Raw genomic sequence first — 11,342 nt, forward strand, 5'->3', positions numbered from 1 at the left:
TATTTCTTCCGATAACGCTTCCGCGTCGAGGGTCATGGTCGATAAGGCCACGATCATCGGCGCTTTTTGGCGTATTACCCTTCCCTTGAAGCCCCCACAATAGCCAGCGTGCACACGAACGTCCGGATGCCATGGCTGACCAGAGCAGTGATCAGGAAAAGACCGAAGAGGCCACGCCTCGACGACTCCAGAAGTCGCGCGAGGAGGGGCAGGTTGCCCGATCCCGTGAATTGACCACGTTCATGCTGCTGTTGGGCGGTGTGGTGGGCATGTGGTCGATGGGTGCCATGCTCTATGACCAGTTGGGTCTGGTAATGGAACAGGCCTTTCTCTTCGAACGGCAGCAGGCTTTCGAAACCGGCCCCATGCTGGTCAACGTGCTGAACCTTGGGCAGCGCACGCTGTGGACGATGCTGCCGCTGTTCCTGCTGCTAGCCCTGATCGCCCTGGTGGCCCCGGCCCTGCTGGGTGGCTGGCTGATATCAGCCAAGTCGCTCAAGCCGCAGCTGTCGAAGCTGAACCTGTTCAAGGGCTTGAAGCGGATGTTCGGCGTGCAGGCCCTGGTCGAGCTGTTCAAGGCGATCGCCAAGTCGACGCTGATCGGTGGGGTGGGGATGGCATACCTTTATTTCAATCGGGGTGAGTACCTCTCGCTGCTCGATCAGCCAACGACACAGGCCCTGGCACGTGCCCTGATGATGGCGGCCCAGGCCTGCGGACTGATGGTGCTGACGCTGCTGGTGGTCATCCTGATCGACGTGCCTTATCAGCTATATAGCCATGCCAAGAAGCTGCGCATGTCCAAGGAGGAGGTCAAGCGGGAGCACAAGGAGAGCGAGGGCGACCCGCACGTCAAGGCCCGCATTCGCTCCCAGCAGCAGGCAATGGCCCGAGGCCGAATGATGAGCAAGGTGCCCGAAGCGGACGTCATCATTACCAACCCCACACACTACGCGGTGGCGTTGCAGTACGACGAGAAACAGATGGGCGCGCCACGTGTCGTGGCCAAGGGGGCTGACATGGTGGCAGCGCGTATCCGAGAAGTGGGCCAGGAAGCTGGTGTACCCCTGCTTGAGGCCCCACCGCTGGCGCGGGCTCTGTATCATCACGTGGATCTCGACAGGGAGATCCCATTGACTCTGTATACTGCCGTGGCGGAGGTGCTGGCCTGGGCCTTCCGCCTCAAGCATGTGTCACTTGAGGGGGGAGACGTGCCACCTACGCCCGAGGATCTACCCATACCGCCAGAGCTGGCCGTGCCCGGTGACAATGACGAGGCTGATCGAAATGCATCACAGCGCAATGATTCGACCGGGGGGCGTCAATGAAGTCCCTTAGTCATATTATCGGTCGCCGCGACTGGATGGGCGACGTGCGCATGAAGCTGCTGGCAGGGCCGATCCTGATCCTCATGATCCTGGCCATGATGATCCTGCCGCTGCCGCCTTTTGCGCTGGACATGCTGTTCACCTTCAACATCGCACTGGCCATCATGGTCCTGCTGGTCAGCATGTTCACCCAGAAACCGCTGGATTTCGCCGCCTTTCCGGCGGTGCTGCTCTTTACCACGCTGCTGCGGCTGTCGCTCAACGTGGCTTCTACCCGTGTCATCCTGATGGAGGGGCATCAGGGTGGCGATTCCGCCGGCAAGGTAATCGAGGCCTTCGGTACCTTCCTGGTGGGGGGTAACTTTGCCGTCGGCCTGGTGGTCTTCCTGATTCTCGTCATCATCAATTTCATGGTAATCACCAAGGGTGCCGGCCGGATTGCCGAGGTGGGCGCTCGCTTCATGCTCGACGCGATGCCGGGCAAGCAGATGGCCATCGATGCTGACCTGAATGCGGGGCTGATCGGCGAGGAGGATGCCCGTAAGCGGCGTGCCGAGGTTGCCCAGGAGGCGGACTTCTACGGCTCCATGGACGGCGCCAGCAAGTTCGTACGCGGCGATGCCATGGCTGGCCTGGTGATCATGGTGGTCAATATCATCGGCGGGCTGCTGATCGGCATGTTGCAACACGGCATGGGCTTCGGCGATGCGGCAAAGACCTATACGCTGATGACCATCGGCGACGGCCTGGTGGCGCAGATCCCTGCTCTGGTGATTTCCACCGCCGCTGGCGTTACCGTCTCCCGGGTAAATACCGAGGAGGATGTGGGTCAGCAGATGATCAGTCAGCTGTTCGTCAATCCTCAGGTGTTGATTCTGGCCGCGGTGGTCATGGGCCTTCTGGGCATGGTTCCGGGTATGCCCAACATGGTGTTCCTGCTCTTTACCGGCCTGCTGGCAGGCCTGGCCTGGATGCTGACCCGGCAGGCGGAGCAGCGCCTGGTCGAGCAGGAGATCAGCGCCGAACCGCCACCACCTCCCGAGGCCCCCGAGGCGAGTTGGGACGACGTGCAGCTGGTCGATACACTGGGGCTGGAAGTGGGGCACCGGCTGATCCCGCTGGTCGATCAGCGCCAGGCGGGCGAGCTACTGGGGCGCATCAAGAGTGTGCGCAAGAAATTTGCGCAGGAAGTGGGCTTCCTCCCGTCAGTCGTTCATATTCGTGACAACCTTGAGCTGGGTGCCAATACCTACGTGATTACGCTGAAGGGCGCAGAAATCGGCCGGGCCGAGGCATTCCCGGGCCAGTGGCTGGCCATTGATCCCGGCCAGGTGACGGGCCAGCTGCAAGGCACCCCCACTGAAGACCCGGCCTTCGGCTTGCCGGCGGTATGGATCGATTCCGGGCAGCGGGAGCATGCTCAGGTCTATGGGTATACGGTGGTCGATGCGGGGACCGTGGTGGCGACGCATCTCAACCACGTGCTGCACCGTCACGCTGCCGAGATGCTGGGGCGTCAGGAAGTCCAGAAACTTCTCGACAAGCTGGGCGAGGAGCAGAAGTCCCTGGTTGAGGACGTGGTGCCCAAGGCGATCAATTTGACCACGCTGCAACGTATCCTGCAGAACCTGCTGGAAGAGGACGTTTCGATTCGCGACATGCGTACTATTCTCGACACCTTGGCAGAGTATGCCCCTCAGCAGCAGGATGCCAATGAGCTGACCGCCCTTGTGCGAATCGCCCTGGGCCGGTCGATCACTCAGCAGTGGTTCCCGGGTCAGGACACGCTCAATGTCATTGGCCTGGAGGCACAGCTCGAGCAGGTACTGATGCAGGCGATGAACGGTAACGGTGCCCTTGAACCAGGGCTGGCGGAGACGTTGATGAGCCAGGCGGAGCAGGCATTGACTCGCCATGAAGCAAGCGGGGAGCCACCTGTCATGGTGGTGCAGCACAGCCTGCGGCCGCTGTTGTCTCGCTTCCTCCGTCGCCGGCTGCGTCATCTCGTGGTCATGTCACAGGCGGAGATTCCCGATGATAGGACACTGCGCGTCACGACGCTGGTGGGAGGTCGATAAGCGATGAGTGTCATGCGATTTACCGGCGTGAACAGCCGGGATGCCATGCGCCAGGTGCGCGAAGCGCTGGGCGATGAGGCCCTCATCCTGGCCAACCGGCGAGTAGATGACGGCGTCGAGATTCTGGCCATGGCCGAGTCGGCGGCGCCGGGTGGTAGCGACGATCCTCAACGGCACGCGCAGGCGAACGCTTCTGCGCCTCCGGCTGCTGGACAGGGTGCGTCGAGTGCCTTCGAAGCCATGAGTGCCAGGCTGCTCGAGGAGATGCAGGATATGCGTGCGCTGTTGTCGCGCGAGCAGGCGCCGGCGGCGCTCGGTGGCCTTCGCGAACAGCTTCAGCATCTTTTGCTTGAGGCCGGCTTCCGTCAGGAGTTGGCCGGTGAGGTGGTCTCGGCCTTGCCGGAAGAGCTGGTCGGCCAGGATATGGATGCACGTGCCATGAGCTGGCTGCACCGCCAGTTGGTCAACCGTCTGGAGGGCCTCGACGACGAGGACGCTTTCCTGGATCGTGCCGGCATCGTGGCCCTGATCGGACCGACAGGCATTGGCAAGACCACTACCACTGCCAAGCTGGCCGCTCGCTACGTCATGCGTCACGGTACCCGCCCGGTCGCCCTGGTGACCACCGACAGCTTTCGTATCGGCGCCCACGAGCAGTTGCGAATCTATTCGCGGCTGCTCGATGTCCCCATGTATGCACTGAATGCCGACCAGCCGGTCTCTGACCTGCTCGAGCGCATGCGCGGCAAGTCTTGGGTCATCATCGATACGGTTGGCATGAGCCAGCGTGACCATCGTGTCATTGAGCAGGTGGCACACCTGCGTGGTGGCGATGCCCCGGTGAGACTGGTGCTGCTGCTCAATGCGGCCAGTCAGCCCGAGACACTGGAAGAGGTGGTGATCCGCTATCGCCAGGCGGCACAAGCGGCGGGTGCTGAACTCAGCGACTGCATCATTACCAAGCAGGATGAAGCCGGGCGCCTGGCGCCGGTGCTGGATATCGTGATGCGCCATGGCCTGCGCCTGCTGTTCGTCTCCCATGGCCAGCGCGTGCCGGAGGATATGTCCGTGGCCGACGTGCCGGCACTGGTTGACCGCGCCCTGGAGGCCCGCGTTGCCATGGCGCAATCCACGCCCCGTCAGGGCGCCGTGGAAGCGCCGGCGCGCTCCCCCAGCCTGCTGGGGCAGGGGCGCCGCCTCTCCAGTACGCTGCTGGCCCTGCGGCAACGGCTGACGGGATTCCAGCAATTGGAAGCGGTCTGGGATCTGCTCGGCCTGCCGGCAGTCGTCCAGCAGCGTCGGCTGGAGTCACTGCTGTCCTCTTACCCGGAGCCCGAGCAGGCGCTGGGCATGCTGTGGAGCGAGCGTCGGCGAGTCAAGGGCGAGCGCTGGTCCATGCCGGATATCGCCATCGACCCGGAGGGGGGCTGGTTGGCGTTGCCACTGCTTCAGCACCGCCAGGTAGCTGGGCAACAGTCGCGACTGGAGGATGCATTGCAACGCTTGGCGGTCAGCGTGCATCTGCTACAGGGTTTGCCCGATGGCGAAGCGGCTGACTGGCTGGAGGAGAAGGCCATCACCTGGTGCAGCCAGGTGCGTGGCAGCCAGCGCGTCGAGCATGCCGGCGAGCGTCTGTCACTGTCGACGCTGGGTGAGCTGGCCGAGCCGCTGGGGGATGTGGCCTGTCGCTTCCGTGGGGCGCCGGGGCGCCTCGCCCTCTCGAGCCTGCCGGTGGCAGTGGCTCTCAAGGCAGGGAAGGGCGTGCAAGCGGTCTCGGTGCGAGCCTGGCTTGGCGACGTGCGTGATACGGAGAGCGGGCGCGTCCTGGCCAAGCGCTACTGGGTGACGCCGTCACGGCTGGGGCGTGATCCGCAATCGTTGCTGGTGGCGCAGCTTCAGGGCGATGCGCTGCCGCAGTTGACGCGGCGGGCCTGGCAGCGGCTGGCCCCTTCGGAACTGGGGGAGGTGAGGCCCGATGTGCGTCTGCTGATGGCAAGTGGTCTGGCGACAGTTGCGGCGCATCTGGACCTGGCCGAAGACGAAGCGGCCATGGACCTGCGCGCCGAACTGTTGGGCCTGTCTGGAGGGCGGCAGCGTCGCCGTGACGTGGCGCTGCTGGAATCCCTCATGCAACTGTTCATGGTACGTGATGCCATTCGGCATCTGGGTCTCGGTGAAAGGGAGTCAGGCTAGATGGGTATGGATCAGGCCGCCGGGCTACGCAAGTGGTCGAACATGACGCCAAGAGCTCCCCAGGAAGCGTGCCCCGATCACGTTGCTGCGATGCTGGTATCACTGGGAGGAGGCGCCGCTCCAGCTGGCCATGTCGGCTCGGCTCCCACGTCCTCTGCACAGGCCTCGGCGCAGCGCCCGAGGCGCCGTTTGGAATCGGACACGACTCTGATGGTATTGGGGCTTCCCGGCACCGGCGCGCATCATACCGGTAAGGTCACAGAGCTGTTCGAGGCCTGGGCCAACGAGGGTCGTGACTGGGTAGGCAATCCCCGGGCATGGCGGGTGGTGGCACTGCCTGCAGGCAGCCCGCATCTGCCGGTGCTTGCCGGCGAGCAGGCGCGTTGGGCGCTCTGGGTCGATGCAGATCCGGAGGCATTCCGTCGCGCCTATCGCGTGTTGAAGCAGGTAGCCGAGCGTGGTGGGCCGCAGCGCATGCTGCTGGTCCATCCGCCGAGCGTTGGACGACAGGGGCTGCTGAGTAATCTGCGTCATGCCGCGGCAAGCTATCTTGGTATCGAGCTGCTGGTATTGGCAAGATGAAGCTAATACAGCAGTCGTGGGCGAAACTGTTGCTGGGGCTGGGAGGCACACTCATTGCCAGCCTGGCACAGGCATCGGGCAGTTGGGTGGCCAGTGCCCCGGCAGTGCAGGTGGTCATGTCGGACCGGCAGGTCCAGTCTGCGGATATGGTGCCGCCTACGGCCGAACTGGCCCGGAATCAGGTCATGGGGCGGGTGAGCTGGCAGTTCCAGACCTCGTCCGGCGCCGAGGTGAATGCCCGGCTATGTCACGCGGGTGGCTGTGTCACGTTGGCAGGGCCGCGGGGACACACCGAAGCATTCGCAGGCATACCGGCGGACTCGGCGCTCTACTTCCAGTTTGCGCTGCGGGAGCGCGGACAGCGAGCCATGACGTTGCAGGGGCTGCAGGTCATCGTGAACCACCATGAACAGGAGCGTGCCGCAGCGGGTTCATATGACGGCAGTCGGCGGGGTAGCGGGCGTTGTGACAGTTAACGGTACTGAAGCAAGCGAAACCTGTTGAGTGAATCAGCACCCTTTGAAATGGGCTGGCAGCCACGAGAGCAAGCGTATGTACACAGCACGAGGCAAGATAGATCAGGGGGACATGCTGGCGGAGTATCTTCCGCTGGTCAGGCGACAGGCGCTCTCCCTTCAGGTGCGTCTACCGGCGAGCATCGAGCTGGATGACCTGATCCAGGCGGGCACGGTCGGGCTGCTTGAAGCCATGGGGCGTTTCGACTCCTCCCAGGGAGCAAGCTTCGCCACCTTTGCCAGCCAACGCATTCGTGGCGCCATGCTGGATGAGCTCAGAAGCCGGGACTGGCTGCCCCGCAGCGTGAGACGCAATGCCAGAGCGGTCGATGAGGTCGTCAGGCGGCTGGAGCAGCAGCTCGGGCGACATGCCGAAGAGACAGAGATTGCCGCTGAGCTGGACATGGATCTGGCGACGTATCGCCAATTGTTGAACGATACCAACAGCGGGCATTTGCTGCCGTTCGAGGCGTTGCTGGCGGAGGGCGTTGAGCCCGGTGTTGCAGACGCCACGGCGGATACGCCTTACAAGCAATTGATTGATCAGCAGAAGCGACAGCAGCTGGTGGAGGGTATCGAGGCGTTACCGGAGCGGGAAAAGCTGTTGATGGCGCTCTACTACCAGGAAGAGCTGAACCTCAAGGAGATTGGTGTCGTCATGGGCGTGACCGAGTCACGGGTCTGCCAGCTCCACAGCCAGGCAGTCAGCCGGCTTCGCAGCCGGCTGGGCGAACAGGAAGAGTAGCCGGCCCGTTGTCGATCGAGGCATGGCTCTACAGATTGTTCATCAAGGCGCGTGCGCTGGCCAAGGCATCCATGTAGCAACTGTGCAACTGGTCAGCCGGGATGTCGTTGATGGATTCCTCCACCTGGCGCTCATGATTCTCGCAGAGCGTCAGTACCGCCCCCAGGGGGCCTGCACGCTCCTTTAGTGCAGCCAGGATGTGAGGGTTGAGCGGTAGCTGCGCGAGCAAGGTGTCGCGATCTTCCTCGAGCAGGGCATCCATCATCGAAAAGAGGCCGGTGGTAAAGGCGTCTTCTGCATCCAGGATGGGGAAAGGGGCCGACAGGTTGCGGCACATGAATGCTCGGATCAGCGCCATGCGCAGGATGATCCTGGACGACGGCTGGAGGCTGGCGAGGGTCAGTGTAAGAATGAGCCGCCTTAGCTCGATCAGGCCGAGCACCTGCATCGCCCGATACAGATCGATCTCCTTTCCGCCACGGTTGTAGTAGTTCGAGTTGGCCCGCCTAAGTACTGCCACATGAAGGTGAGGTATCTGTACCACGAGTTCCTGAAGACGATGAATGTCACTGTCTTCCTCGTAGAGCGCCCGAATCAATCGTATCTGTGCTGCGCGGTTACCGTGTCTCCCCCGGGGAGGGGAGGCGATGAAGCTGGGGCGCGCCAGATAGTGCCCGTTAAAGTAAGCGCAGCCGATCTCGCGATAGCGTTCGAGCTCTTCACGGTCATCGATGTTTTCCACCAGCAGCTTGATGTTGCGGGCGGGGAGGCGTTCGAGAGTCTTGGCATCGATGTCATGGGGAGTCGTCACCAGAATGATGTCGGTTCTGGGGAGTAGCGCCTCGAGATACTGCATCACCAGGCTGGCGGGCAGGACGATGCGATAACCCCGTTCCCGCATGTCGTCCAGGCGGTCGAGAAGCTTCTCGTCCACCTCCGGCATATCGGCGATGCCGATGGCCATGCGCGGTGCCGGGGTAGGAAGCAGCTCCGGGCTGGCGAGCCATGCCATCGGCAGATCGACGAAGAGCGTTCGCTCAGCCAGAAGGCCGGCATCACCGAGTTCATAAACTGCGCTGGACAGTGCCCGGGCAGTGTCGGCCATCGTGTCATCGGATTCGTTCATTCCACTTTGCCGATAGACCAGGCGGTCCGCCACATGAGCGTGCTCCGTGTCGTGAATCGGATGAAGTGCAATGGTGCAAGGATTGAAATCCGCTTGCTCTGGCATGTTGCTGGGCTCCCTGCTGAGTGAGATCTCACTCAAGACTTTGTCATGATGCGACTTCTGCGCGTATTCGATCGATTGAGGGTCTTGCCACCCAGCTACAGTTCCTGTCTCAGGGTGTGAAGCCGGGGCTCCAGGCCGGTAACCAGGCTCGCCAGGCTGGGGCGGGCATAGTAGAAGCCTTGTTGATGCGTCAATCCGTTGCGCCCCAGCCACAGCGCCTCTTCACGGGTTTCCACGCCCTCGGCGATGAGAGAGATGCCCAGCTCACTGCCAAGCCCGACGATAGCGCGCAGGATGGCCTGCCGGCGTGGGTCGCTGTCGCAGCCATCCACCAGGACACGATCGATCTTGAGTCGGTCCGGGCGAAGGTCGGTGAGCAGGTCCAGGTTGGCGAAGCCATTGCCGAAGTCATCGAGGGCGGTGGCAAACCCCATGCTGCGGTAGGCCTCGATGATGCCACGGAGATGCTCCTGGCTGCGGACCTTCTCGGTCTCGGTGATTTCAAAGACCAGCCGGTCGGTCGGCCAGCCCACCTTGGCAGCGATGGCCAGGGTCGCCTGGATACAGGCGGAAGGTTCATAGACGGCATTGGGCAGGAAATTGATCGACAGGTCCTCGCTCATGCCCAGTTGGCTGGCGATCTCGATGGCCCTGACGCGGCAAGCCTGGTCGAAGCGGTAGAGCAGCTCGGGCGTGACCTGGGACAGGATGCTGTAGGCTGACTCGCCCGCTGGGCCGCGCACCAGGGCTTCATGGGTGGTGACGCGGGCGCTGGCAAGGTCCACGATCGGCTGGAAGGCCATGGTGAATTCGAACGGAAGCGGTCCGTCGCAGATGACGCAGCGTCCATCCTTTTCGGCGCATTGATGCATGGAGACTCCCATCGTCTCTGTCGGCTGTGGGGACCGGATTCCCCGTTACCTGTTACATCGGCAGACACGGCCGAAACTTGAGTCCCGTATCTGCCCATGCTGAACGCTGCATACTTTGGAGGGTCAGCGAATTGCTTGACATAGATCATGTGCGGCTCGCTTCTCGGCAGCTCGCACCTCAAGTTTCGGCCTATCCCGCCGATTGATGCCCTAGACTCGAAGCCCCTATCAGGAGCCTGCATGAATCCTTCAACCATCATCGGTATGTTCGCCAGCGTCATTCTGCTGGTCAGCGTACTCTTCTTCACCGCCGAGTCGCCACAGAGTTTTCTTAACCTTCCCGGGCTTGCCATCGTATTGGCCGGCACCATGGCGGCCACCTTCATCAGCTATCCGCTGAAGGAGGTCGTTCGGGTGGTTCGTCTGGTGGGGCTGGTGTTTCGGCGCGAGAACACCTACATGCGAGATGACATCAAGGAGCTGGTGGATATCTCGCGGCTGTGGTTCAAGGGGGATGTCCGAGCCGTGGAGGAGGCGCTGGAGAAGGCGCGCAACCCCTTCCTGCGTACCGGCATCCAACTGGTGATAGCCAACACCAAGGAAGACGAAATCTTCGATCTGCTGCGCTGGCGCATCGCCCGACTCAAGGCGCGCGAGCATGCCGAGGCGCAGATATTCCGCACAATGGCCACTTACGCACCGGCCTTCGGCATGATCGGCACCTTGGTGGGGCTGGTGAACATGCTGGAGGTCATGGAGGCCGGCGATCTCCACGTCATCGGCCCTCGCATGGCCATCGCCCTGCTCACGACCTTTTACGGCATCCTGCTGGCCAACCTCGTCTTCAAGCCTATTGCTGTGAAGCTGGAGCGACGCACAGAAGAGCGTCTCATCGCCATGAACATGGTCTTCGAGGGCATCTCGTTGATCACCAAGCGGCGCCTGCCCTCCTTCATTGAAGAGACGCTCAACTCCTTCGTTGCGAATTATCATGACGAGATTCGCGACCCCGTTGTCTCCGATCGTACGCGTGGAGAGGGCGAGGGGACCGGAAAAGGAAAGGGGCCCTCGGCAGGGAAGGGGCAGAATGCTTGATCGCAGTATGCGTGACATGCTCGCCCCGCCGACGGTAGAGGGCGATAGCGATGGCTGGCTGATGAGCTATCTCGATGTCCTTACGCTGCTCATCACCCTGTTTGTCTTGCTGCTCTCGCTGGCAGGGAACGGCCTGGCCATCCAGGGCAGCCGGCATGGCGGCGATAGCGCTGCATTCATCACCCCCCAGGCCGAAGCGGCGGCTCGCATGGTGGCAGGCTCCGGGCTCAAGCCGCGCCATGATGGCCTGCAGCCGCAATTCTCCGGACTCGATATCGAGGGCGTCAGCATGGCAGAGGGGCAGCAGGGCATCACGCTGCGCATCGATGACAACCTACTGTTTTCCAGCGGCCAGGCGGACCTGACGTCTCAGGGGCGCGAGGTCCTGGGTCGGCTGCGTGAGCTGCTGCAATCCTTCGATGGCGACGTCTCGGTGGAGGGGCATACCGACAGCATTCCCATTGCCACGGCACGCTTCCCCTCCAACTGGGAGCTCTCGTCGGCGCGGGCCATCGCCGTGCTGCGGTACCTGGCCGAACTGGGCGTCGATATCGAGCGCCTGCGCGCGGTGGGCTATGCCGAGACCCGTCCCCTGGCAAGCAACGAGACTGAGGAGGGGCGCGCCGAGAACCGCCGGGTGGAGCTCCTGCTCAAGCAGGAGCTGGGTGCGCAGTGACGGAGGGCGAGATGATCTTACGGGCCA

10 protein-coding genes are annotated in these 11,342 nt (G+C 62.7%); 8 read left to right on the forward strand and 2 right to left on the reverse strand.

Going from position 1 to position 11,342, the window contains the following annotated elements; genetic code table 11:
• Positions 1-131 precede the first annotated feature (131 nt).
• The 6 genes from flhB (at position 132) to KZO25_RS15660 (ending at position 7,441) form a co-directional block, all read left to right on the forward strand.
• A complete protein-coding gene (flhB, locus tag KZO25_RS15635) occupies positions 132-1,328 on the forward strand; it encodes a flagellar biosynthesis protein FlhB (protein WP_066450432.1) in 1,197 nt (398 codons plus the stop codon).
• The gene (gene flhA, locus KZO25_RS15640) at positions 1,325-3,406 is read left to right on the forward strand and encodes a flagellar biosynthesis protein FlhA (RefSeq protein WP_066450430.1); all 2,082 of its coding nucleotides are present in this window, start codon (positions 1,325-1,327) and stop codon (positions 3,404-3,406) included. The genes flhB and flhA overlap by 4 nt, the downstream gene beginning before the upstream one ends.
• Before the next feature lie 3 nt (positions 3,407-3,409).
• Positions 3,410-5,599, forward strand: a complete 2,190-nt coding sequence (gene flhF, locus KZO25_RS15645) for a flagellar biosynthesis protein FlhF (protein WP_223137677.1) — start codon at positions 3,410-3,412, stop codon at positions 5,597-5,599.
• Complete coding sequence (locus KZO25_RS15650) at positions 5,600-6,181, forward strand: hypothetical protein (protein ID WP_223137678.1); 582 nt, start codon at positions 5,600-5,602, stop codon at positions 6,179-6,181.
• Positions 6,178-6,657 (forward strand): flagellar protein FlhE, encoded by a 480-nt coding sequence (locus KZO25_RS15655; protein ID WP_223137679.1) that lies wholly within the window; start codon positions 6,178-6,180, stop codon positions 6,655-6,657. Before KZO25_RS15650 ends, KZO25_RS15655 begins: the two co-directional genes overlap by 4 nt.
• Positions 6,658-6,733: 76 nt before the next feature.
• The gene (locus tag KZO25_RS15660) at positions 6,734-7,441 is read left to right on the forward strand and encodes an RNA polymerase sigma factor FliA (RefSeq protein WP_223137680.1); all 708 of its coding nucleotides are present in this window, start codon (positions 6,734-6,736) and stop codon (positions 7,439-7,441) included.
• A gap of 28 nt (positions 7,442-7,469) precedes the next feature.
• On the opposite strand, the gene KZO25_RS15665 is transcribed toward KZO25_RS15660, so the two are convergent.
• Together KZO25_RS15665 and KZO25_RS15670 are read right to left on the reverse strand one after the other, a co-directional pair.
• Positions 7,470-8,672: an EAL and HDOD domain-containing protein gene (locus KZO25_RS15665; RefSeq protein WP_223137681.1), complete on the reverse strand. Its 1,203-nt coding sequence runs from the start codon at positions 8,670-8,672 to the stop codon at positions 7,470-7,472.
• Positions 8,673-8,767: 95 nt separating this feature from the next.
• Entirely contained in the window at positions 8,768-9,544 is a 777-nt protein-coding gene (locus KZO25_RS15670) for an EAL domain-containing protein (protein ID WP_223137682.1), read from the reverse strand.
• Between the two features lie 240 nt (positions 9,545-9,784).
• Between KZO25_RS15670 and KZO25_RS15675 the strand changes: the two genes are divergently transcribed.
• Entirely contained in the window at positions 9,785-10,639 is an 855-nt protein-coding gene (locus tag KZO25_RS15675) for a motility protein A (RefSeq protein ID WP_262489069.1), read from the forward strand.
• Positions 10,632-11,315 carry a flagellar motor protein MotB gene (locus tag KZO25_RS15680; protein WP_223137683.1) on the forward strand — a complete coding sequence of 228 codons (684 nt, stop codon included), beginning with the start codon at positions 10,632-10,634 and terminating at the stop codon, positions 11,313-11,315. Before KZO25_RS15675 ends, KZO25_RS15680 begins: the two co-directional genes overlap by 8 nt.
• Positions 11,316-11,342: the final 27 nt, after the last annotated feature.

The sequence above is a fragment of the Halomonas sp. ANAO-440 genome (genome assembly GCF_019915905.1).
In the GTDB taxonomy this organism is placed as follows: domain Bacteria; phylum Pseudomonadota; class Gammaproteobacteria; order Pseudomonadales; family Halomonadaceae; genus Halomonas; species Halomonas chromatireducens.